This window comes from Peterkaempfera podocarpi, assembly GCF_042466665.1.
Lineage (GTDB): Bacteria > Actinomycetota > Actinomycetes > Streptomycetales > Streptomycetaceae > Peterkaempfera > Peterkaempfera podocarpi.
In genome coordinates, this window is the sequence record NZ_CP162102.1 from 3,162,991 (window position 1) to 3,186,507 (window position 23,517).

Sequence of the window (23,517 nt, forward strand, 5' to 3'; positions counted from 1 at the left end):
GCCGGTTCCGGCGTCGCGTCCGGGCCGCTTCGGATGAAGGGGGGCGGGGAGGGCGGCATGGCTCCTCCTCGCCGAGGGCGGGCGAGGAGAGTGGGTCAGCCGGCTACTCGGGTCACGAGCGCGTCGCCGATCTGCGAGGTGGAGCGGGCGGGGCCGTCGACCCGCTCGGCCAGGTCCGCTGCGACGGCCGCCTCGATACGGGCCGCCTCCGCGGTGAGGCCGAGGTGCTCCAGCAGCATGGCGACCGAGAGCACCGTGGCGGTCGGGTCGGCCTTGCCCTGGCCGGCGATGTCCGGGGCAGAGCCGTGGACCGGCTCGAACATGGACGGGAACTCGCCGCTCGGGTTGATGTTGCCGCTGGCGGCCAGTCCGATGCCGCCGGTGACGGCGGCGGCCAGGTCGGTCAGGATGTCGCCGAAGAGGTTGTCGGTGACGATCACATCGAACCGCTGGGGCTGGGTGACCAGGAAGATGGTGGCCGCGTCGACGTGCAGATAGTCGGTGGTGACCTCGGGGAACTCCTGGCCGACCCGCTCGAAGATCCGGGTCCACAGGTGGCCGGCGTGCACCAGCACATTGTTCTTGTGGACCAGGGTCAGCTTCTTGCGGGGGCGGGCCGCGGCACGGCGGTAGGCGTCGCGGACCACCCGCTCGATGCCGAAGGCGGTGTTGAGGGAGACCTCGGTGGCCACCTCCTGCGGCGTGCCGGTGCGCAGGGTGCCGCCGTTGCCCACGTACGGGCCCTCGGTGCCCTCACGGACCACCACGAAGTCGATCTCGGGCTCGCCGGCCAGCGGCGACTTCACGCCGGGGAAGAGCTTGCCCGGGCGGAGGTTGACATGGTGGTCGAAGGCGAAGCGGAGCTTGAGCAGCAGGCCCCGCTCCAGGACGCCGGACGGCACCGACGGGTCGCCGACCGCACCGAGCAGAATGGCGTCGTGGCCCTTCAGCTCCTCCAGCACGGAGTCGGGGAGGGTCTCCCCGGTGGCGTGCCAGCGGCGGGCGCCGAGGTCGTACTCGGTGGTCTCGACCTTGGTGCCGGCGGGCAGCACCGCGCCGAGCACCTTGAGGCCCTCGGCCACGACTTCCTGGCCGATTCCATCACCGGGGATCACTGCAAGGCGGATGCTGCGAGACATGGCCGGAACCCTACTCCTCGTCCCATGGGCTGACATGTGACGTCCGCTATGTGGACGCCTGCTTGCTCACCACAGCGGCAGCGACACCACCTGAGCCTGCCGCCCCGGGGTGTTGCGGTGGTGGACCAGCAGCAGAGCCGTGCCGGACCGGGCGCCGTACGCCCACAGGTCGCGGCGTACCCCCAGTACTGCTCCAGGCTGTTCCGGCAGAGCCAGTGCGGCGGGCCCGTCGATCCCGGCACGGACGTCCAGCGCCGGGTGCAGCACATCCAGCGGCAACACCGGGCTGCCGTCGTCGGCGATGCCGATGCCGTCGAAGGCGCTGCCGATGTCGGGGGTGCCCTTGCCGCCCACCGGCCCGGTCCACAGGCCGTAGCGGATCCGGCCGCCGCCCTGCCGCAGGCCGGGCAGTGCGGCGAGCCTGACGGGCAGCACCACCGTGTCACTGTCCAGCAGATCCGGGTCGCTGCCGCCCCAGCCGGCGTCCAGCGGCTCCACGTCCAGTTGCCTCCCGGTGCCGGCGTCCAGGGTGCGGGCGACCATGACATCGCTGCCGGGCAGCCGGTCCGCCACCACCACCGCATCGGTGCGGCCGTCGCCGTCGGTGTCCAGCGAGGCCCGCACGGCGCTCTTGGCGACCGGGGTCGCGGCAGGCGCCCAGCTGGTTGCGGCCAGATAGAGAGTGCCGTCGCGCAGCGGGTCGCCACCCCGGTCGGCGATCGCCGGCGCATCACTGGCCGCTCCCGCCAGACGCAGGTCGGCGACCCGGTCACGGGGCGCGGAGGCACACCGCGCCGTGGTCACCTGGAGGCCGCAGTCGGGCCAGCGGTCGCTCTGCCCTCCCAGCTCGAAGGCGCTGACCAGGGACGGAACCGCAGTCGACGAGCCGCTCGGGCCGTCGGGTCTGCCTCGCCGATCCGGAAGACCAGGCCCGAGCGGCCCACGGTGTCCAGGGGCATCCGTGCGGCGAGCGAGGCGGTGAGGCGGGAGACCGCGTGCGGTGCGGCGAAGACCGGCACCCTGAGCTCCGGCACCCCGCCGTCGCCGACCGGCGTCAGCGTCATCCGGCCCGACGCCTCCGGACGGAAGGCCCGGCGGTGGCCTGCCTGCTCGGCGGCGATGGTGGGATCGGGCTGCCGGCCCAGGGCGGCCGGGTCGGGCACCCCGAGGGTGACCCTGAGCCGGGCGGTGCCGCCCGCGGGGATGGTGGCCTCGGCCGGTTCCACGGTGTAGGCCGCTCCGGGCACCTCGGTCGCCGCCCGGTAGCCCGAACGGTAGGTCACCGGCCGGTCGCCCAGATTGCGTACCTCCACCTCGCGGATGAGCGACAGCGGAGCGGCCACCGGGACATCGCCGTAGGAGACCCCCACCGCGCCCTCCGGCACGTCCGGCCCGGTCGCATAGGCGATCACCGGGGTGCGCACGGCCAGGTCGGCGCGGACCCGCCCGGATCCGACCCGCTCCGGGCCGTAGACCGCGCCGGTTCCGGCGTCGCCCGTGGTGAGGTCGGCATCGGCGGTGTTCATCAGCGCGGCCTTGACCTCCACGGCGGTCCAGTCCGGATGCGCCGCACGGACCAGCGCCGCGATCCCGGTGATGTGCGGGGCCGCCATGGAGGTGCCGTCCTTGCGGACCCCCCGGCTGCCCGAGCCCACCTCCGCGGAGAGGATGGTCTCCCCCGGTGCGGCGATGTCGGGCTTGACCAGCCCGCGCAGACCGTTGCCGCGCGAGGAGAACGAGGCGAGGGTGTCGGCCCGCTCGGGGCGGTCCTGGGGAACCGAGCCGCGCAGCGGGTTGCCCGGCGCTGCCAGCTGCACCCGGGACGGGGAGGTCGCGGCCGCTGCGGCCCGCAGCCGCTCGCCCTCCGCGCGGGCGACGATCACGGCCGGGATGCGGTCGTCGCCCGCGACCTCGCCGAGCTGGTCCCCGTCGGCGGCGAAGATCACTCCGATGGCGCCGGCGTCGGCGGCGTGGTCCGCGCGTACGGCGGAGCCGCAGCTCCGGTCGGCGTCACGGACCGTCCAGGCGAGGACGGCGACCCGGCCGCGCAGCCGGGCGGCGTCTGCCGCGTCGAAGGGCCGGCAGCCGTCCGCGTTGCCGGAACCGTCGGCGGGGAGGGCCAGTTCGCCGGTGACGTCCTGGGTGTCCCAGTGGGTGTAGGCACCGCTCCAGTGGCCGGGGACGATCTCCCCGGCTGCGGCGTCCGCCGGGGCCGGGGGGCCGGCCGGGGCAGGGACGGGGGCAGGGACGGGGGCAGGGACGGGGGCCGGGGCCGGGCCTTCGGCATTGGGCCCCCCTGCCGCAGCCGCGCGTCCGCCCCCGGGCGCCGGTGCCGGTCCGCCCGGCGCGGGCGCTCCGCCGCCGGGTGCAGGTGCGCCGGGTGCAGGTGCGCTGGGTCCGGGCACACTGGGTCCGGGCACGCCGGGTGCAGGTGCGCCGGGTGCGGGTGCGCTGGGCGCGGCGGCGCCTGGCGGCGGGTTCCCAGGTGCGGGTGCGCCGGCTACGGGCGCGCTGGGCGCCGGTGTGATGGGCGCCGGTGCGATGGGGCCCGCGGCACCAGGTGCCGGTGCGCCGGGCTGCACCGGTACGGCGCCCGACCCGGGGGCCGTGGTGCCCTGTGCTGCCGCCGGGGGCAGCAGCCTGATGCCGTCGGCGTCCGTGTAGCCGTCGACCGAGGCCGCCACCGCGATGGCCCCCGGTGCCACCGCAGGGCTGGAGCCGACGCCGTAGATGTCCCCGTCATTGCCCTCCGATGCGACCACCACGGTGCCGGTGGCGGCGAGCCGGTCCACGGCCAGGGCGTCGCCGTCGTCGGGGTCGCCGAAGCTGCCGCCGAGGGAGAGGTTGACGACGTCCAGGCGATCGGAGAAGTCGCCGTCCTGGTTGGGGTCGGCGGCACGGTCCAGGGCGTGGGCGATCTCGTCGGTGGAACCGTGGCAGCCGAAGACCCGCAGTGCGTAGAGGCCGGCGCCGGGTGCCGCGCCCGGGCCCACCCGGAATGCCGCCGGGGCCAGGCCCGGACCGTAGGGACCGCGGTAGGTCCTGCCGTCGGTGGTGACCCCGTAGCCCGCGGCGGTGCCCGCGACATGGGTGCCGTGGCCGTTGGCGGTGCAGTCCAGGGGGTTGGCGTCCGGGTGCGGGTCCGGCTGGTAGGGCGGCTGGGACGGGTCGCTGTTGTAGTCGTCGCCGACCAGGTCCCAGCCGCCGACCACCTTGGCGTTGGGGAAGAGGCCGGCCGGAGCGGGCTTGCTGCCGTCCACCGCCCGGTAGGCCTCGGCCGTGCCGGGGCCGCCGAAGTCCGCATGGGTGTAGTCGACACCGCTGTCGATGATGCCGATGGTCACGCCCTTGCCGGTGTTCCCCGGCACCGTGTCCGCCCCGGCCCAGACGGCCGGGGCCCCGGTGAGCGGCACGGAGTGCGCATTGGCCGGGTACTTGTGGCTGATGGGATGGACGGCATGGACGCCCGGGAGGCCGCGCAGCGCACCCAGCCCCTCGGCGGGAACCCGCACGGCGATCCCGGGGACCACCGCCAGGGTCCGGTAGAGCACCTGGGCGCCGGGCACTGCCCTGCGCAGCGCCTGTTCCGTGCGGTCGGCGACGGTGGTGACCGCCCGGCGCTGGCGCTCGCCCGCGCCGGCTGCGGCGCGTCGGGTGGCCTCGGGTGAGCGCCGGGACCGGCGCGCGGCCTCCTCGGCGCTGCGCCAGGCCTGCCAGCTGCTCGGGGTGTCCAGTTCCAGCAGTGCGGTGACCGGTCCGTTCGCCGCCTCCGGGGCCGACGCGGCCTGGAACACCGCCTGGGCACGGGACGCCGGGGTACGGTCCAGCAGTCCGGAGACGCCGAGCAGGGCCAGCACAGCGCTCGCGGCCACCGCCCGGCGGACGGCTGCCCGACCGGCGGGGCGGCGGGCCTCGGCGATGGGCTGAGAGCGGGGCGTGCGCACGGATCGGCCTCCCCCGGAAGAGGGTTGACTGACCCGGCGGCCCGCCGCGAGGGCACGACGGCATGCTGCCGCACGGGGCCTCAAGGGCGGGCCGACGGCAGCTCGCACCCCGCGAGCGGCGATCACCCTTCCGGAGGGATCAAATTACGATCATCACGTCTACCTGCAAGGAAGGGCGAGCGCGGCACCGGCCGGGGTGCACTCGTACGGACGATTCCGGCTCACCCGCGCGGCGGACCCCGGCTGTGGAGGGCTCAGTGGCCGGTGGCGCCGCCGTTGTCCCGGCGGTCGAGGGCGCGCTGGAGGGCGTCCGCGGCGTTACGGCGTGCGGTGTCCTCGTGCTTGGCGGTGGTGTCGGTGGTGGTGGGCATACCGGGACTCCGTTCCATGACATGCGGTACTGCATGAGGGTTGGTGTCTGGCCTCGGTATCGCTGGAGGCGGCGGTACGCCGGCAGGGGTGGCCTGCGGAGGTGCGTACATCACACGGGCGGCGTCGGGCGGGGTTGACCAGCCACAGAGACCGCGGACCGTATGGCGGTTCCACCGTACGCCCGGGTCACCGGCGCTGTCGCGAGATTACTCGGACTTCCTACTATCTGAGACGGGCGGGCATTCCCGCGCCTGAGAGCGCGTCAGAGAGGGCGGGTGTGCCACGCCCCGGCACCCCCCGCCCCGTGGCGCCGCAGCAGGGGCGGGTGACGACGCCCGCGGCTCCACCGGACGACACGCGGCCGGGACCGCGGCGGCGGACCCGAGGGCCCCAGCAGGCCCAGGAACGCGCGGGAGCCCCGCCGCTGGTCAGCGGCGGGGCTCCTGCACAGGCGGGGCTGGGGTCAGTCGCCCAGGTCCACGGAGCGGGCGAAGCGGGCGCCGATCTCGGCGGCGATCTCGCCCAGCACCGGCTGCGGGATCTCGCTGTCCACGGTGAGCGAGACCAGCGCCCGGCCGGACTCGTCGTCGCGGGCGACCTGCATCCCGGCGATGTTGATGGAGGCGTCACCGAGGATGCGGCCGAGGGTGCCGACCACACCCGGCCGGTCCTCGTACTCGAAGAACGCCATGTGGTCGGTGAGGACCACATCCACGTCGAAGGAGTCGACCCCGACGATCTTCTGGATGCGCTTGGGGCCGGAGAGGGTGCCGGAGACCGACACCTCGCCGCCGTCCGCCAGGGTGCCGCGCACCGTGATCACATTGCGGTGCTCCGGCGACTCGCTGCTGGTGGTCAGCCGCACCTCCACACCGCGCTCCTGGGCGAAGAGCGGGGCGTTGACATAGGAGACCGTCTCCGCGACGACATCCTCGAAGACACCCTTGAGAGCCGAGAGCTCCAGCACCTTGACGTCGTGCTGGGTGATCTCGCCGCGCACCTCGACGTCCAGCCGCACCGCGACCTCACCGGCCAGCGCGGTGAAGATACGGCCGAGCTTCTCGGCGAGGGGCAGGCCGGGGCGTACGTCCTCGGCGATCACGCCGCCCTGGACGTTGACCGCGTCCGGCACCAGTTCGCCGGCCAGGGCCAGCCGGACCGAGCGGGCGACGGCGATGCCGGCCTTCTCCTGGGCCTCGTCGGTGGAGGCGCCCAGGTGGGGGGTGGCGACGACATTGTCGAACTCGAAGAGCGGGGAGTCGGTGCACGGCTCCTTGGAGAACACGTCCAGGCCGGCTCCGGCGACCCGGCCCTCCTTGAGCGCACTGACCAGAGCCTCCTCGTCGACGATGCCGCCGCGGGCGGCGTTGACGATGCGCACGGTCGGCTTGACCTTGTGCAGTGCCTCGTCGCCGATCAGGCCGAGGGTCTCCGGGGTCTTGGGGAGGTGCACCGTGATGAAGTCGGCGACCTCGAGCAGCTCGTCCAGGGAGAGCAGCTTGACGCCCATCTGGGCGGCACGGGCGGCCTGGATGTAGGGGTCGTAGGCGACCACCTTCATGCCGAAGGCCGACATCCGCTGGGCCACCAGCACACCGATGCGGCCGAGGCCGACCACGCCGAGGGTCTTCTCGGCCAGCTCGACGCCGGTGTACTTGGCCCGCTTCCACTCGCCGTTCTTCAGCGCGCTGTTGGCCGGCGCGATGTTGCGGGCGACCGAGATCAGCAGGCCGCAGGCCAGCTCGGCGGCGGTGACGATGTTGGAGGTCGGCGCGTTGACGACCATCACGCCGGCCTTGGTGGCGGCGGAGACGTCCACGTTGTCCAGACCGACGCCGGCCCGGGCCACCACCTTGAGTTTGCCGGCCGCCGCGATGGCCTCTGCGTCCACCTTGGTGGCGCTGCGGATCAGGATGGCGTCGACGTCGGCGATGGCGGGCAGCAGCTCCGCCCGGTCCGCGCCGTTGCAGTGGCGGATCTCGAAGTCCGGGCCCAGTGCGTCCACCGTGGCGGGGGAGAGCTCCTCGGCGATGAGGACGACAGGCTTCTGGTGTGTTGCAGCGCTCACGACAGTTTGTCCTTACTGTCCGGTTCTCCCCGACCGCAGGGCCGTGGGTGGCGTACCTCGCGGGGCTGTCTCCCTGTCCGGGAACAGCGGCATGGGGAACGGTGGCATGCCGCGTTGAAGACGCACGACGCTGTGAGCCTGACGCGCACTCGGAAGTGTATCGACGTACGGGCGGCCGACCCCTTCCCGCACGGCGGAATCACCCGCTCGGGATCTACAGGCCGGACAAAAACTCGGGCTTGAACGGGACCGTGTGCGGCGGTGGCCGCCCCGGTCGGGGCGGCCACCGCGGGGCGGGGAGGCTCAGGCCTCCTCGTCCACCCAGCTCATCAGCTTGCGCAGCTTCTTGCCGGTGGTCTCCAGCAGGTGCTCGCTGTCGGCCTTCTTGTACTCGTTGTACTTCGGCAGGCCCGCCTTGTACTCGGCCATCCAGGTGTTGGCGAAGGAGCCGTCCTGGATCTCCGCGAGAACCTGCTTCATCTCGGCCTTGGTGGCGTCGGTGACGATCCGCGGGCCGGTGACGTAGTCGCCCCACTCGGCGGTCTCGGAGATCGACCAGCGCATCTTCTCCAGGCCGCCCTCGTACATGAGGTCGACGATGAGCTTCAGCTCGTGGAGGCACTCGAAGTAGGCGATCTCCGGCTGGTAGCCGGCCTCGACCAGGGTCTCGAAGCCCGCCTTGACCAGCGCGGAGGCACCACCGCAGAGGACGGCCTGCTCACCGAACAGGTCGGTCTCCGTCTCCTCCTTGAAGGTGGTCTTGATAACGCCGGCGCGGGTGCCACCGATGCCCTTGGAGTAGGAGAGGGCCAGCTCGAAGGCCTTGCCGGTGGCGTCCTGCTCCACGGCCACGATGCAGGGAACGCCGCGGCCCTCCTCGTACTGACGGCGGACCAGGTGGCCCGGGCCCTTGGGGGCGACCATGCAGACGTCGACGCCCGCCGGGGGCTTGATGAAGCCGAAGCGGATGTTGAGGCCGTGGCCGAAGAACAGCGCGTCGCCGTCCTTGAGGTTGGGCTCCACCGACTCCTTGTAGACGTCGGCCTGGATCGGGTCCGGCACCAGGATCATGATCACGTCGGCCTCGGCGGCAGCCTGCGCCGGGGTCACCACCCGCAGGCCCTGCTCCTCGGCCTTGGCCTTGGACTTGGAGCCCTCGTGCAGGCCGACCCGCACATCGACACCCGAGTCACGGAGCGACAGGGCGTGGGCGTGGCCCTGGCTGCCGTAGCCGAGGACCGCGACCTTGCGGCCCTGGATGATGGACAGGTCGGCGTCGTCGTCGTAGAACAGCTCGGCCACGGGGGCACATCTCCTTGCGTGATGGTGGTGACACCGGTTGCGTACTCACCGTACGCGCACCGGGTTGTCGGGTGCGGTAGGTAGTCGGAGGTTGAGACGCCGGGGCGCCTCGGGGGTGGACGTCCTGGCCTGGGCTTCCCCTGGCTCGGACGTCCCTGGCTCGGACGTCCCAGGCTCGGACGTCCCAGGCTCGGACGTCTCAGGCGGAGCGGTCGAGGGCACGCAGCGAACGGTCGGTGATGGAGCGTGCGCCGCGGCCGATGGCGACCATGCCGGACTGCACCAGCTCCTTGATGCCGTACGGCTCCAGCATCCGCAGCATCGCCTCCAGCTTGTCGGAGCTGCCGGTGGCCTCCACGGTGACGGCGTCCGGCGAGACGTCCACCGTCTTGGCCCGGAAGAGCTGGACGATCTCGACGATCTGGGACCGGGTCTCGGCGTCGGCACGCACCTTCACCAGGACCAGCTCGCGCCGGACCGCCGCGTTGGGGTCCAGTTCGACGATCTTTATCACGTTGACCAGCTTGTTGAGCTGCTTGGTGACCTGCTCCAGGGGCAGGTCGTCCACCTGGACGACGATGGTCATCCGGGAGACGTCGGGGTGCTCGGTGGGCCCGACGGCGAGCGAGTCGATGTTGAAGCCCCGGCGGGAGAAGAGCGCGGCGATGCGGGCGAGCACGCCGGGCTTGTTCTCGACCAGGACGGAGAGCGTGTGCTTGGACATGTGGCTGGCTTCCTCGGTTCCTGGTGGGGGTCTCAGTCCAGCTCGTCGCCGAAGTCGGGGCGGACGTCGCGGGCGGCCATGATCTCGTCGTTGCTGGTGCCGGCGGCGACCATCGGCCACACCATGGCGTCCTGATGGACGATGAAGTCGATGACGACCGGTGCGTCGTTGATCGACATCGCCTCCTTGATCACGGCGTCCAGCTGGTCCGGGCTCTCGCAGCGCAGTCCGTAGCAGCCCATCGCCTCGGCCAGCTTGACGAAGTCGGGCACCCGGGTGCCGGCGGCCGGCGGGGCGATGCCGTCGTGGCCGGGGCCGCTGTGCAGCACCGTGTTGGAGTAGCGCTGGTTGTAGAAGAGGGTCTGCCACTGGCGGACCATGCCCAGCGAACCGTTGTTGATCACCGCGACCTTGATCGGAATGTTGTTGAGCGCACAGGTGACCAGCTCCTGATTGGTCATCTGGAAGCAGCCGTCGCCGTCGATCGCCCACACGGGGGTGTCGGGGCAGCCGGCCTTGGCGCCCATCGCGGCGGGGACCGCATAGCCCATGGTCCCGGCGCCACCGGAGTTCAGCCAGGTCGCGGGCTTCTCGAAACCGATGAACTGGGAGGCCCACATCTGGTGCTGGCCCACGCCGGCCGCGTAGATGGCGTCCGGGCCGACCAGCCGGCCGATGCGCTCGATCACCTGCTGCGGGGAGAGCTCACCCTCGGGCGCTGCGGCGTAACCGAGCGGATAGGTCGTCTTCCAGGCGTTCAGCCGCTCCCACCAGGCGCTGTAGTCGCCCTTGTGGCCGGCCTCGTGCTCGGCCTGGACCGCCACGATCAGATCGGCCAGCACCTCGCGGGCGTCGCCCACGATCGGCACGTCCGCGGCGCGGTTCTTGCCGATCTCGGCCGGGTCGATGTCGGCGTGCACGATCTTGGCGTTGGGGGCGAAGCTGTCCAGCTTGCCGGTGACCCGGTCGTCGAAGCGGGCGCCCAGCGCGAAGATCACATCCGCCTTCTGCAGCGCGGTGACGGCGGGCACCGTGCCGTGCATCCCGGGCATGCCCAGGTGCTGCGGGTGGCTGTCGGGGAAGGAACCGAGTGCCATCAGGGTGGTGGTGACGGGCGCTCCGGTCAGCTCCGCCAGGATGCGCAGCTCGGCGGTGGCGTGGGCCTTGAGCACCCCGCCGCCGACGTAGAGCACGGGACGCTTGGCGTTCACCATCAGCCGGGCGGCCTCGCGGATCTGCTTGGCGTGCGGCTTGGTGACCGGCCGGTAGCCGGGCAGTGCGGTCTCCGGCGGCCAACGGAAGACGGTCTTGGCCTGCAGTGCGTCCTTGGCGATGTCGACCAGGACCGGGCCGGGCCGGCCGGTGGAGGCGATGTGGAACGCCTCGGCGATCACCCGGGGGATCTCCTCGGGGTCGGTGACCAGGTAGTTGTGCTTGGTGATCGGCATGGTGATGCCGCAGATGTCCGCCTCCTGGAAGGCGTCCGTCCCGATCGAGGCGCTGGCGACCTGCCCGGTGATCGCGACCATGGGGACGGAGTCCATGTAGGCGTCGGCGATGGGGGTGACCAGGTTGGTGGCACCCGGGCCCGAGGTCGCCATGCAGACCCCGACCTTGCCGGTGGCCTGCGCATAGCCCTCCGCGGCATGCCCGGCGCCCTGCTCGTGGCGGACCAGGACATGGCGGACCTTGGTGGAGTCCATCAGCGGGTCGTATGCGGGAAGGATGGCCCCGCCCGGAATGCCGAAGACGGTGTCGGCGCCTACGGCCTCGAGCGAGCGGATGAGCGACTGGGCGCCGGTCATCGTCTCGGCGGCATGGGCGCCGGTAGCGGAGTGGGCTGCCGGGTTGTCCCCGCGATGCGGGGCGGCCTGCTCAGTCATCTGCCTGTCTCTTCTCCGGGTTGTCGCTGCGGGAGGGTCCCCGAGGGGGAACGCCCTGCCGCTGCGGTCGCTGGGCGTCGCGCGACTGCTGTCTTCCATGGTGCGCGGCGGCTGCGGCGGTGGGGCGGGTTCCAGCGGGTTTGCGGCACATTTCGTGCAACAAAAAACCCCTCGTGCCCAGGGCATGCGAGGGGTAGCGCGTCGGCTTCTGGATCCGGACTGCGATCCGGGTCAGCCGACGCGCTCGCCAAGTACGAGGATTCGGGTGCGCATGGCCTTGACCTTCCTCCTCGGCCAAGGGCGGTGTCAAGCGGGTGGGATGGCGGTCTCACCATGCGGACCTCCCGTGGATAGGCGTTCCGGCAGGTCGGAGGCCTGGTGGTGATGCGGGACACGCGCCGCGCGGCGGTCTCCGCGGCCATCCGAAAGGGTGGCTGCGGGCACTCGCGGCGGCCTGGACCCGGCGGGCTCCGGCACCGGCAGACTGCGCCGCAGCAGCACCCGGCGCAGCCGCTGGTCGTCCAGCGGTCCGGCGAAGAGCAGCCCCTGGCCGTGCCGGCAGCCCAGCTCGCGCAGCACCGCGGCCTGTCGCGGGGAGTCCACCCCCTCAGCCGCCGTCTGCAGTCCCAGGTCCCGGCCGAGCCGGAGCATATGGCTCACCACGGCCCTGGTGACCGGGGACTCCGCCACCCCCTGCACCAGCGCCCGGTCGAGCGCCAGGATGTCGGCGGGCAGCCGTCGGAGCCAGGTCAGCGAACCGGTGCCGGTACCCAGGCCGTGCAGCGCCAGTCGGACCCCGAGCCGGCGCAGTACGGCCATCCGGCGGGCGAGCTCGTCCACATTGCCGGGGGCAGCGCCCGAGGGGTCCGCCCCCACGGCGAGGATCAGGCCCCCCGCCGGCAGGCCGCTCTCCCCCAGCGCCTGCTCGACGGTCTCCACCATGCCGGGGGCGGCCAGTCCGTGGGCGGGCAGCCGGAGCGTCACCGGGATCCCCTGCCTGCCGTGCTCCACCTCGTGCCGCCGGCGGGCGGCGGCGGTTGCGACGGCCTGCTGGACCAGCCAGCGGGTGAGGCGCAGGAACCGGTCCCCGGGCTCCCCGGTCGGCAGGAACTCCGCCGGGGTCAGCAGCAGCCCCTGCGCGGAGAGCCAGCGGGGCTGCGCCTCGACGGCCGCGACGGCTCCGCTCGCCAGGTCGACGACCGGCTGGTGGAGCAGGGTGAGCCGCCCGTCCCGCACGGCGCCGCGCAGGCGCTGTTCCAGTTCGGTGCGGCGCACCCGGTCGGCGCGCAGCCTCGGGGAGTAGACCGCCACCCGGTCCTTGCCCTGCGACTTGGCGCGATACATCGCCAGGTCGGCGTTGCGCATCAGCGCGGCCGGGTCGGAGCCCGGCTCGGCGAAGGCGATCCCGATACTGGCCGCCACCGTGAGCTCCCGGTCGGCGAGCCGGTAGGGCCTGGAGAGGACGCTGCGCAGCCGCTCGGCGATGTCGCGCACATGCGCCTCGTCCAGCCGGCCGGCGATCAGGGCGGCGAACTCGTCGCCGCCGAGCCTGGCCACGAGGTCACCGGCCCGGACGGCCTCCTGGAGCCGGCGGGCCACCCGTACCAGCAGTTCGTCGCCCGCCTGGTGGCCGGCGGTGTCATTGACCGCCTTGAAGCCGTCGAGGTCGAGGAAGAGCACCGCGACCGTGCGGCCCTCGCCGCGGACACCGGAGAGGGCACCGCGGATACGGTCGGTGAACAGTGCCCGGTTGGGCAGGTCGGTGAGGGCGTCATGGAAGGCGTTGTGCTGGAGCTGGGCCTGCAGCCGGACCCGCTCGGAGACGTCCCGGCTGTTGAGGATCAGTCCGTCGTGGTGGCGGTTGACGGTGGACTCCACATGGAGCCACTCCCCCGCCCCGGAACGGATCCGGCACTCCACCCGGGCGGTGGGCTCGGCCTCCGGGCCGCCGGCGAGGAAGCGGCGGACCGCCCAGAGCACATGACCGAAGTCGTCGGGGTGGACCAGGTCCAGCAGCCGCCGGCCGACCAGCCCGGCCGGATCGCGTCCATAGACACCGATCGCTGCCGGGCTGACATAGGAGAGCACTCCGTCGGCACCGATGATCATGATCACATCGCTGGAGCCCTGCACCAGTGAGCGGAAGTGCGCCTCCTGCTCGGCCAGCTCCTGGGCCAGGGAGATGTTGTCCAGCAGCATGATGCCCTGCCGGATGATCAGTGCCAGGCCCACCGTGCAGCCGGTGACCAGCACCACCCGGTCCATGGAGCGGACGCCCAGGGCGTTGTAGAGCAACGCGGCCGTGCACACCGCCGCGGCGAGATAGGGCGTGAGGGCGCTGAACCAGGAGGCGGCCGGGCGGCTGCGGCCGGGTGCCGGGCGCGGCGTGGAGTCCGGTCCGGCCGGCCGCGGCAGACGGCGCCCGGAGGCCCACGGGGCCCAGGCGAACAGCAGGCTGCCGGCGAACCAGCCGGCGTCCAGGACCTCGCCGGAGTGATAGCCGTCACGGACCGCCGGGAAGGTCCACAGCGCGTCGCTGACGACGGTGACGGCCAGGCCCGCGAGCGCCGTGTTGAGCGCGGACCGGTCGACCCCGCGGCGGAAGCGCAGCCCCAGCACCACACTGACCAGCACGATGTCCAGCAGCGGATAGGCGAGCGACAGGGACAGCTGCAGCGGGTTGCCGTCGTCCCCGTGGGCGATCCGGGCCAGCGCCAGGCTCCAGCTGAGGATGAACAGCGAACCGGCGATCAGCCAGCCGTCCAGCAGCAGACAGACCCAGCCGGCCACGGTGCGGGGCCGCTGGGCGAGCACCAGCAAGCCCACGATCGCGGGTGGAGCGAAGAACAGAAAGGCGCAGTCGGCGGGGGAAGGGGACGGCAGCGGCCGGTGCAGCACCACCTCGTACCAGCCCCAGGTGCCGTTGCCGATCGCGGTCATCAGGGAGGAGGCGCCGAAGAGCAGCCAGGCCGGCCGCCCCCGGCCGCGCATCCGCAGTCCGCGTACCGCGCAGGACAGCGCCGCCGCCAGCGCGGCCGCGGCCAGCCCGAAGTCGCCCATGACGGAGGCCAGGACCGCCGAGCCCCACCCGGTCGCGGCGCCCAGCGCATAGCCGCCGCAGACCACCGCCAGCAGCAGCGGGGGCAGTCGCCTCTGGGCCGCCGCGTGCTCCTCGGGTGCGCCGTCCGCCGGGGGGCCGCTGGCCGGCGCTCCGGGCAGCACGGTATCGGTGGCACTCAACCGGCATCTCCCCCTCCGGGCCCGAGAGGCCGGCCGTCACCGCACCCCGCCCGTATTCCGGGACGGGACGATACACGAAAACGGTCACTCAGTGACACACTCACACAACTCACAGTAACGGCAAGCCTGCCGGGCCGTGAACGGGTTCCCGACAGAACACCGATTCGGGGGAGAGCGCGCGGCCACCGCGGTGCGGCAGCGGCCCTCCGAAGGTCAGACCATCCGGTGCTCCAGCGGCTCACCGGCGGCGTACCGCCGCAGTTGGGCGGCCAGCAGCCGCAGCGCCCGCGGCCGGAAGGCCGAACTGCTGCCCCCCACATGCGGGCTGATCAGCACTCCGGGTGCATGCCACAGCGGATGCCCCGGCGGCAGCGGCTCGGGATCGGTGACATCCAGCGCCGCGGTCAGCCGCCCCGACCCGAGCTCCTCCAACAGCGCGGCGGTGTCCACCACCGGTCCCCGTGCCACATTGACCAGCAGTGCACCGTCCTTCATCCGGGAGAGGAACTCCTTGCCCGCAAGGCCGCGGGTCTGCTCGGTCAGCGGGACCACCAGCACCACCACATCGGCCTGCGGAAGCAGTTCCGGCAGCTGCGACAGCGGATGCACCGGGCCGCGCGGCGCGCGGCGGGCGCTGCGCGCCACCCTGTGCACCCGGCACTCGAAGGGGACCAGCCGGTCCTCGACGGCCGAGCCGATCGAGCCGTAGCCGACCAGCAGCACGGTGCGGTCGGCCAGCGCCGGATAGAACCCGGACCGCCACTGCTCGGCGTCCTGGCCGCGGACGAAGCCGGGGATGTCGCGCAGCGAGGCGAGGATCAGCGCCAGCACCAGCTCCGCGGTGGAGGCGTCGTGCACGCCGCGCGCATTGCAGAGCTGCACTCCGGACGGGAGGTGGGGGCGCACATCGTCCACGCCCGCGGTGAGGGTCTGCACCACCTGCAGGCCCGGCATCCGGGGCAGCAGTGGCAGCGCGGCGGCGGTGCGCATGTACGGCAGGGCGAAGAAACCGACGGTGTCCAGGACCTCCTGCGGCGGCGGCGCACCCGTGCCGTCCCAGAGATGGACGGGCAGCCCCGACGGCAGTCCGTCCAGTTCGGCGGGGGCGTAGGGCAGCAGTGCGGCAGGCGTTCCAGGCATGGTCAGAATCTATGCCGCCCGGCCGGCCGGGCACACCCGGCGGCCGCTGCGGGCCCGGGGCCCGGCCCGGTCACCCCGGCCCGGTCACCCCGTCGCGGCCACATCCGGGAAGAGCCGCATCCGATGCGCCACCGCCGCCGCCTCGCCCCGGCCGGTGACGGCCAGCTTGGCGAGGATGTTGGAGACATGCACGCTGGCCGTCTTGGGTGAGATGTAGAGCTCCTCGGCGATCTGACGGTTCGTCCGCCCCAGGGCGAGCAGCCGCAGGACGTCCCGCTCGCGGGCGGTGAGCCCCAGCGCCACGGCCGGATCCTGGGGCTCGGGGAGCACCGCCGGCTCCGCCGCCACGGGCCGGTCGGCCAGCGGCAGCCGGGCCCGCTCCGCCAGGACGGCGATCTCCCTGAGCAGATGGACGTCGCCGCAGCAGCGGCCGGTCCTCTCGGCCTCCCGCAGCAGTGTGCCCGCCTCCGCCCGTGCCCCGGCCGCCGCCTGCGCCTCCGCGGCCCTCAGCAGGGCCAGGGCCAGCGGGTAGGGGCGGCCGGTGGAGCGGAGCGCCTCCACCGCGGCCAGCCAGGGACCGGGGGTGTGCACGCCCTCGGCGCGGGCGAGTTCGGCGTCCAGCAGCAGCGCCCAGCCTTCGTAGAGCGGAACCGCGCGGGAGAGTGCCGCCGCCGCCGAGCGGACCCGGGCCAGCGTCTCCGGCCGCGCGGCGTCGGCGGCCGGCAGCCCCCTGGAGTCGGCCTCGGCGGACACCCCGTGGAACAGCAGTGGCCAGCAGAAGTGCTCGAAGCCGATGGGGAAGCCCTCGCCGAGCGCCTGGAGCAGCTCACTGCGCGCCTCGGCGAAGCGGCCGGTGCGGACCGCGATGCGCACCGCCAGGTCGGCTGCGGGCAGTGACTTCTGTGGCTGGGAGATGTCGCTGCCGGTGCGGGCGGCGGTCAGCCGGCGAGCGGCCGCAGCGGGGTCGTCGCCCAGCAGGGCGAGCTCGCCCCGCAGCCGGTCCAGGAAGTCGTCATGGATGATGGCGGCCGGGCGCTCCTCCCACTCGGCGAGCAGCCGGGCAGCCTCCTCGTGCCGGCCGAGCGCGATCAGCGGCTCGGCGATGTTGCCCGCCAGCAGGGAGCCGTTGTACCGGATCATGCCGGACTGCAGGGAGACCTCCATGCCCTCCCTGGCCACCTCCAGCGCCTCGGCCGAGCGGCCGACCTGCTCCAGCAGCGACGCGAGGTTGATGAAGGCCCGGCAGTGCAGATCGGGGTCGCCCAGCTCGGCCGCGGCCTGGCAGACCTTGCGCAGGCCTGCCACCCCGCCCTCGATCTCGCCGAAGTCGCAGCGCAGGGTGCCGAGAGTGAGCAGGGCGTGCAGCTCCACCGTGCGGGCGCCGACCTGTCTGGCGATGGCGGCGGCGCGCTCGGCGACCTCGATGTGCTCCACCGAGGGCCCGGTGAGCATGCCGTTGGCCGCGATCCGGCTGAGCACATCGGCCTGGATCGGGGACGGGCGGCGCCCCTCCACCAGCCGGCGGGCACGCTCCAGCTCGGGGACGCCGAAGGTGCCGTTGTAGTAGCGGACGGCCCGGCTGCGCTGCAGCCAGAACCAGGCGGCCCGGTGCGGGTCGGTGGTCTCGTCGATCTGACGGAGCGCCGTCTTCACAAAGCGCAGGCCGCGGTCGCGATCGCCCGCGCGGCGGGCGGCGACGGTCGCCTCGGCCAGCACATCGGCGAACCGCCCGCTCGCAGTCCTGGTGGGATTCACCGGGGTCGCAACTGCAGGGCGGATAGGACTCGTCGGCGTAGTCGTACGGCCGCAGGGCCAGCAGCACCTCCTCCGGTACGTCGTCCCAGATCTCCAGGGCGCGCTCCAGCATCCGCAGCTGCTCGGCGAAGGCATTGCGGCGGCGGGCCTCGCGGCCGGCGTGCAGCGCTGCGGGGAGCGCCCGGGCGGCGTCACGGGCGTGGTACCAGTAGCTGGCGAGGCGGGCCGCCCGGGCATCGCAGCGGACGAGCGACTGGTCCGCCTCCAGCGCGGTGGCGTAGCGGCGGTTGACCCGGCTGCGCTCGCCGGGCAGCAGGTCGTCCACCACGGCCTCGCGCACCAGGGCGTGGCGGAAGCAGTAGCCCTCGCCCTCCGGGTCGGGGAGCAGGATGTTGGCGCCGACGGCGGCGCGCAGCGCCTCGATGAGGTCGTCCTCGGGCATCGCCAGCACGGCTGCGAGCAGACCGTACTCAACGCTGGAACCGCCCTCCGCGGCCACCCGGACCACGGTCTGCGCCCGCTCGGGCAGCGCCTCCACCCGCACCAGCAGGATGTCCCGCAGTGAGTCGGTGAGACCCACCTCGCAGCCGTCGGTGGCGGCGCAGGCGAGCTCCTCGACGAAGAAGGGGTTGCCCTCGGAGCGGCGGTAGATGCGGGAGACCAGCTCACGGTCGGGCGCCGCGGTCGCCAGGATGCCCGCCAGCTGCTGCTCGACCTCGCCGCGCGCGAAGCGGGGCAGCTCCAGCCGCTGCACGGTGCGCAGCCGCTCCAGCTCGGCGAGGAACGGCCGCAGCGGGTGACGGCGGTGCAGATCGTCGGTGCGGTAGGTGGCGACCACCACCACCCGGGCGCGGTGCAGGGTGCGGATCAGATAGGCCAGCAGCTCCCGGGTGGAGCGGTCGGACCAGTGCAGGTCCTCCACGGCGAGCACCAGGGTGCGGTCGGCGGCCAGCCGCTCGAAGAGCCTGGCGGTGTGCTCGAAGAGCCTGGCGCGGCCGTACTCGTCATTGGACTCGGGGGCGGCCTCGCCGAAGTCCGGCAGCAGCCGGGCAAGCCTGCTCTCATGGCCGTCGGCGGCCTGCTCCAGCTCACTGCCGAGCGCCCGGTGCAGCCGGCGCAGCGCGGTGACCAGCGGTGCGTACGGCAGCCCCTCGGCGCCGACCTCCAGACAGCCGCCAAGGGCGGTGACCGCTCCCGCGTCACAGGCGGACGCCAGGAACTCCTCCAGCAGCCGGGTCTTGCCGACCCCCGCCTCGCCGCCGATGAGCAGCGCCTGCGGCTGCCCGGCGTCGGCACGGCCCAGAGCCTCGGTCAGAGCGGTCAACTCTCGGCCGCGACCGACGAATACAGGGCTGACGGATATCTGCTCCACCCTGTCGAGCATGCCACACGGCACCGACAGCAGCCCCCGGATTTCGGCGCCCCCACGGGCGGAGGGGAGGGCGCCGTCGGCGTCCCTCCCCTCCGTGTCCTCAGCCGCCAACCCCGTGGACGGCTGTGGGCTCAGCACTCGCGCAGCCTTGCCGACGACGTGCCGGACGGCCGTACCGCCGCGCTCAGCCGGCGCAGCAGGCCCGGGCGGTTGCCCTGCTGCCCGCGCCGGGCGGCCATCGCCTCGCGCACCAGCCGCTCGTGGGCGGCCTGACGCTCCAGCTCCCTGGCCCGGTACTGCGCGAACTCGTAATCCATCATCGCTGCTGCCCCCTTGTGGGTTCCGCCGACCTCCGGCCGGGTGGGCCGGGCGGTCTTCCTGATGAAGAGACTCCTCGCCCAGGGGGGTGCGCCACATCGGCAGGCTGCCGCATCTTCGGCGGTCCGGGGGCCTTAGAGCCCCGTCAGGAGGGCTCAGACGGGGGCTTGTGACGGCGCCGCCGCCCCCGGAGCGGGGGCGGCGGCGCCGTTGTCGGCCGATGGACGCGGGGCGGATCGGCCGGAGTACCTAGGGAGGGTCAGCCCTGGACGCCGAGGCGCTCCAGGATCAGCTCCTTCACCCGGGCGGCGTCGGCCTGGCCACGGGTGGCCTTCATGACCGCGCCGACCAGGGCGCCGGCCGCGGCGACCTTGCCGTCGCGGATCTTGTCGGCGACACCGGGGTTGGCGGCGATGGCCTCGTCGACAGCGGTGCCCAGCGCGGAGTCGTCCGAGACGACCGCCAGGCCCCGCTTGGCCACGACCTCGTCGGGCTCGCCCTCGCCGTTCAGCACACCCTCGATCACCTGACGGGCCAGCTTGTCGTTGAGGGAGCCCTCGGCGACCAGCGCACAGACCCTGGCCACCTGGGCCGGGGTGATGGGCTGGGCGGTGAGGTCGGTGCCGTTCTCGTTGGCACGGCGGGCCAGCTCGCCCATCCACCACTTGCGGGCCTGGTCGGCGGGGGCGCCCGCCGCGACGGTCTCCAGGATGGGGTCGATGGCGCCCGCGTTCAGCACCGCCTGCATGTCCTTGTCGGACAGCTCCCACTCCTGCTGCAGCCGCCTGCGGCGCAGCCGCGGCAGCTCGGGCAGGCCCGCCCGCAGCTCCTCGACCCACTCACGGGACGGGGCGATCGGCACCAGGTCCGGCTCGGGGAAGTAGCGGTAGTCCTCCGCCTCCTCCTTGATCCGGCCGGAGGTGGTGGAGCCGTCCTCCTCGTGGAAGTGCCGGGTCTCCTGGACGATGGTGCCGCCCTCGGAGAGCACGGCGGCGTGCCGCTGGATCTCGTAGCGGGCGGCACGCTCCACGGAGCGCAGCGAGTTGACGTTCTTGGTCTCGGAACGGGTGCCGAACTTCTCCCGGCCGATGGGCCGCAGCGACAGGTTGACGTCGCAGCGCATCTGGCCCATCTCCATCCGGGCCTCGGAGACGCCCAGCGCCTTGATCAGCTCACGGAGCTCGGCGACATACGCCTTGGCGACCTCGGGGGCCCTGGCTCCGGCGCCGGTGATCGGCTTGGTGACGATCTCGATCAGCGGGATGCCGGCCCGGTTGTAGTCGACCAGGGAGTACTCGGCACCGTGGATGCGGCCGGTGGCGCCACCGATGTGGGAGGACTTGCCGGTGTCCTCCTCCATGTGGGCGCGCTCGATCTCCACCCGGAAGGTCTCACCGTCGACCTCGACGTCCAGGTAGCCGTTGAAGGCGATCGGCTCGTCGTACTGCGAGGTCTGGAAGTTCTTCGGCATGTCCGGGTAGAAGTAGTTCTTCCGGGCGAACCGGCACCACTCCGCGATCTCGCAGTTCAGCGCGAGACCGATCTTGATGGCGGACTCCACGCCCACCGCGTTGACCACCGGCAGCGACCCGGGCAGGCCCAGACAGGTCGGGCAGACCTGGGAGTTGGGCTCGCCGCCGAAGGCGGTGGAGCACCCGCAGAACATCTTGGTGGCGGTGCCCAGCTCGACATGGACCTCCAGGCCCATGACCGGGTCGTACGACGCCAGCGCGTCCTCGAACGACACCAGGTTCACGACGCTCACAGCGTCCCCTTCTTCACATTCACGGAAAGGTTCTGGGGGAGCCGGCCGGTGCACGGGGCACCGGCCGGCTCCGGCGCGGGCTCAGCCCAGCAGGACGTCGTCGTCGCCCAGCTGCCGCAGCTCGCGGATCAGCAGCGCCGTGCTGGTGACCAGCGCGAGGGCCGCCACCGTTGCGTTGACCAGCTTGAGGGTGTCGTGCTCGCCCCGGGCCCTCTTCACATCGCGGACGATGCCGAAGGCGCCGAAGAGGCTGCTGCCGATACCCACGTACAGACCGGGCTTGCTGTGCTTCCAGCCCTTCAGCTGCTGGCTGGTGCTGAGCTTCGCCGCCTTGCTGTCCTTCACGGAACTGCTCACAGTGCCGGTGCCTCCTCCAGCAGGGGATGTCCCCACTTCTCGGTGAATGCGGCCTCGACCGCACCGCCTACCCGGTAGAGGCGGTCGTCCGCCATCGCGGGGGCGATGATCTGCAGGCCGACCGGGAGATTGTCCTCCGGGGCCAGGCCGCAGGGCACCGACATCGCCGCGTTGCCCGCCAGGTTCGACGGGATGGTGCACAGATCCGCCAGGTACATCGCCATCGGGTCGTCGGCGCGCTCGCCGATCGGGAAGGCGGTGGTCGGCGTGGTCGGCGAGACCAGCACGTCCACGTCGGCGAAGGCGGCGTCGAAGTCGCGCGAGATCAGGGTGCGGACCTTCTGCGCCGAGCCGTAGTACGCGTCGTAGTAGCCGGACGACAGGGCGTAGGTGCCCAGCATGATCCGCCGCTTGACCTCGGGGCCGAAGCCGGCCTCGCGGGTCAGTGCGGTGACCTCCTCGGCCGAGCGGCCGCCGTCGTCGCCGACCCGCAGGCCGTAGCGCATGGCGTCGAAGCGCGCCAGGTTGGACGATGCCTCGCTGGGCGCGATCAGGTAGTAGGCGGGCAGCGCCAGGGTGAAGGACGGGCAGGAGACCTCGACCACCTCGGCACCCAGCTCGCGCAGCACCTCCACGGCTTCCTGGAAGCGCTGCACCACGCCGTCCTGGTAGCCCTCGCCGCCGAACTCCTTGACCACGCCGATCCGCATCCCGCGGACGTCGCGCATCCTCGCCGCCTCGACCACGGGCGGAACCGGTGCGTCGATGGAGGTGGAGTCCAGCGGGTCGTGCCCGGCGATGGCCTCGTGCAGCAGCGCCGCGTCCAGCACGGTACGGGCGCAGGGGCCGCCCTGGTCCAGCGAGGAGGAGAAGGCCACCAGGCCGAAGCGGGACACCGAGCCATAGGTCGGCTTCACACCCACGGTGCCGGTGACCGCGCCGGGCTGACGGATCGAACCGCCGGTGTCGGTGCCGATCGCCAGCGGGGCCTCGAAGGCGGCCAGCGCGGCCGCCGAGCCGCCGCCGGAGCCACCGGGGATCCGGGAGAGGTCCCACGGGTTGCCGGTGGTGCCGTAGGCGCTGTTCTCGGTGGAGGACCCCATGGCGAACTCGTCCATGTTGGTCTTGCCGAGGATCACCACGCCGGCGTCCTTGAGGCGGCGGGTCACCGTCGCGTCGTACGGCGGCACCCAGCCTTCGAGGATCTTCGAACCGCAGGTGGTGGGGACGCCCTTGGTGGTGAAGACGTCCTTGAGTGCCAGCGGCACGCCGGCCAGCGGGCCGAGCTCCTCGCCGCGGGCCCGGCGGTCGTCCACGGAGCGGGCGGCGGCGAGCGCGCCCTCGGTGTCGACGTGCAGGAAGGCGTTCACCTTCTCGTCGACGGCGGAGATGCGGTCCAGGTGCGCCTGGGCGACCTCGACGGCGGAGACGTCACCGGAGGCGACGGCGGCGGCGGTCTCCGCGGCGGTGAACCTGATCAGGTCGGCCATCGGTCAGTCCTCTCCCAGGATCTGCGGCACGCGGAAGCGCTGGTCCTCGGCCGCGGGGGCACCGGAAAGGGCCTCGGCCGGGGTCAGCGACGGCCGCACCTCGTCCGCCCGCATGACATTGGTCAGCGGCAGCGGGTGGGAGGTCGGCGGTACGTCCTGTCCGGCGACCTCGGATACGCGGGCGACCGCGCCGATGATCACGTCGAGCTGCTCGGCGAAGTGGTCGAGCTCTTCGTCCTTCAGCTCAAGACGCGACAGCCGGGCGAGGTGGGCGACCTCCTCGCGCGTGATGCCAGGCATGCAGCGATCCTCAAGGTGAGTTCTGGTGAAGCCGGTCGCGGGGACCGGCCCGGGCGGTGACCCGGCACGGCCGGCCCGCCCTCTTTGTCTGTGCGCCCCATCCTATGGCCCCCGGGGAAGTCAAGTGTCCGGGCGCCGCCCGCGGGCGCACGGGGATCCTGAGTCGCGCGGCCCGCAGCGGGCGGCACCGGCGGCACCGCACGGCCGGGGAGGGCGACCGCTCCCGTCGGCGGGGCGCCGGGGGTCACGGGGAGGCCGGCCCGGTGGACCGCTCCCGTCGGCGGGGCATGTCTGGGGGCGGGCGGGCGGACGGGCGGACGGGCGGGTCAGGCGGGCGGGGGCAGGCGG

14 protein-coding genes and 1 pseudogene are annotated in these 23,517 nt (G+C 72.9%); all 15 read right to left on the reverse strand.

Features of this window, described 5'->3' with window-relative positions:
• Window positions 1-95: 95 nt before the first annotated feature.
• The 15 genes and pseudogenes from AB0761_RS13770 to gatC all read right to left on the reverse strand — a co-directional run bounded on the left by AB0761_RS13770 (window position 96) and on the right by gatC (window position 23,169).
• On the reverse strand, window positions 96-1,139 hold the full coding sequence (locus tag AB0761_RS13770) for a 3-isopropylmalate dehydrogenase (RefSeq protein WP_377269269.1): 1,044 nt from the start codon (window positions 1,137-1,139) through the stop codon (window positions 96-98).
• A gap of 66 nt (window positions 1,140-1,205) precedes the next feature.
• A complete protein-coding gene (locus AB0761_RS13775; RefSeq protein ID WP_377269270.1) occupies window positions 1,206-1,943 on the reverse strand; it encodes a hypothetical protein in 738 nt (245 codons plus the stop codon).
• Window positions 1,940-5,083, reverse strand: coding sequence for a S8 family serine peptidase (locus tag AB0761_RS13780; protein WP_377269272.1), 3,144 nt, complete (start codon window positions 5,081-5,083; stop codon window positions 1,940-1,942). Before AB0761_RS13780 ends, AB0761_RS13775 begins: the two co-directional genes overlap by 4 nt.
• 835 nt (window positions 5,084-5,918) lie before the next feature.
• Window positions 5,919-7,523: a phosphoglycerate dehydrogenase gene (gene serA / locus AB0761_RS13785; protein WP_377269273.1), complete on the reverse strand. Its 1,605-nt coding sequence runs from the start codon at window positions 7,521-7,523 to the stop codon at window positions 5,919-5,921.
• 303 nt (window positions 7,524-7,826) lie between these two features.
• Window positions 7,827-8,825 carry a ketol-acid reductoisomerase gene (ilvC, locus tag AB0761_RS13790; RefSeq protein WP_377269274.1) on the reverse strand — a complete coding sequence of 333 codons (999 nt, stop codon included), beginning with the start codon at window positions 8,823-8,825 and terminating at the stop codon, window positions 7,827-7,829.
• A 199-nt stretch (window positions 8,826-9,024) separates the two neighbouring features.
• Window positions 9,025-9,549 carry an acetolactate synthase small subunit gene (gene ilvN / locus AB0761_RS13795; protein ID WP_377269275.1) on the reverse strand — a complete coding sequence of 175 codons (525 nt, stop codon included), beginning with the start codon at window positions 9,547-9,549 and terminating at the stop codon, window positions 9,025-9,027.
• Window positions 9,550-9,581: 32 nt separating this feature from the next.
• The gene (locus AB0761_RS13800; protein WP_377269276.1) at window positions 9,582-11,432 is read right to left on the reverse strand and encodes an acetolactate synthase large subunit; all 1,851 of its coding nucleotides are present in this window, start codon (window positions 11,430-11,432) and stop codon (window positions 9,582-9,584) included.
• Window positions 11,433-11,738: 306 nt separating this feature from the next.
• A complete protein-coding gene (locus AB0761_RS13805) occupies window positions 11,739-14,672 on the reverse strand; it encodes a putative bifunctional diguanylate cyclase/phosphodiesterase (protein ID WP_377269277.1) in 2,934 nt (977 codons plus the stop codon).
• Window positions 14,673-14,885: 213 nt separating this feature from the next.
• Window positions 14,886-15,812, reverse strand: coding sequence for a 2-hydroxyacid dehydrogenase (locus AB0761_RS13810; protein ID WP_377269278.1), 927 nt, complete (start codon window positions 15,810-15,812; stop codon window positions 14,886-14,888).
• A gap of 84 nt (window positions 15,813-15,896) precedes the next feature.
• Window positions 15,897-18,951 (reverse strand): annotated as a pseudogene (locus AB0761_RS13815) (helix-turn-helix transcriptional regulator).
• A 119-nt stretch (window positions 18,952-19,070) separates the two neighbouring features.
• Complete coding sequence (locus tag AB0761_RS13820) at window positions 19,071-19,259, reverse strand: hypothetical protein (RefSeq protein ID WP_377269279.1); 189 nt, start codon at window positions 19,257-19,259, stop codon at window positions 19,071-19,073.
• Between the two features lie 257 nt (window positions 19,260-19,516).
• Entirely contained in the window at window positions 19,517-21,022 is a 1,506-nt protein-coding gene (gene gatB / locus AB0761_RS13825) for an Asp-tRNA(Asn)/Glu-tRNA(Gln) amidotransferase subunit GatB (protein ID WP_377269280.1), read from the reverse strand.
• 81 nt (window positions 21,023-21,103) lie between these two features.
• Window positions 21,104-21,379, reverse strand: coding sequence for a hypothetical protein (locus tag AB0761_RS13830; RefSeq protein ID WP_377269281.1), 276 nt, complete (start codon window positions 21,377-21,379; stop codon window positions 21,104-21,106).
• On the reverse strand, window positions 21,376-22,869 hold the full coding sequence (gene gatA / locus AB0761_RS13835; protein ID WP_377269282.1) for an Asp-tRNA(Asn)/Glu-tRNA(Gln) amidotransferase subunit GatA: 1,494 nt from the start codon (window positions 22,867-22,869) through the stop codon (window positions 21,376-21,378). Before gatA ends, AB0761_RS13830 begins: the two co-directional genes overlap by 4 nt.
• A 3-nt stretch (window positions 22,870-22,872) precedes the next feature.
• Window positions 22,873-23,169 carry an Asp-tRNA(Asn)/Glu-tRNA(Gln) amidotransferase subunit GatC gene (gene gatC / locus AB0761_RS13840; RefSeq protein ID WP_055587588.1) on the reverse strand — a complete coding sequence of 99 codons (297 nt, stop codon included), beginning with the start codon at window positions 23,167-23,169 and terminating at the stop codon, window positions 22,873-22,875.
• Window positions 23,170-23,517 lie beyond the last annotated feature (348 nt).

What these genes read in the sequence shown, in the direction of transcription:
- ilvN (WP_377269275.1), bottom strand. Translation starts at nt 9,549, where the DNA reads ATGTCCAAGCACACGCTCTCCGTCCTGGTCGAGAACAAGCCCGGCGTG.
- gatA (WP_377269282.1), bottom strand. Translation starts at nt 22,869, where the DNA reads ATGGCCGACCTGATCAGGTTCACCGCCGCGGAGACCGCCGCCGCCGTC.
- AB0761_RS13810 (WP_377269278.1), bottom strand. Translation starts at nt 15,812, where the DNA reads ATGCCTGGAACGCCTGCCGCACTGCTGCCCTACGCCCCCGCCGAACTG.
- gatC (WP_055587588.1), bottom strand. Translation starts at nt 23,169, where the DNA reads ATGCCTGGCATCACGCGCGAGGAGGTCGCCCACCTCGCCCGGCTGTCG.
- AB0761_RS13800 (WP_377269276.1), bottom strand. Translation starts at nt 11,432, where the DNA reads ATGACTGAGCAGGCCGCCCCGCATCGCGGGGACAACCCGGCAGCCCAC.
- AB0761_RS13820 (WP_377269279.1), bottom strand. Translation starts at nt 19,259, where the DNA reads ATGATGGATTACGAGTTCGCGCAGTACCGGGCCAGGGAGCTGGAGCGT.
- AB0761_RS13770 (WP_377269269.1), bottom strand. Translation starts at nt 1,139, where the DNA reads ATGTCTCGCAGCATCCGCCTTGCAGTGATCCCCGGTGATGGAATCGGC.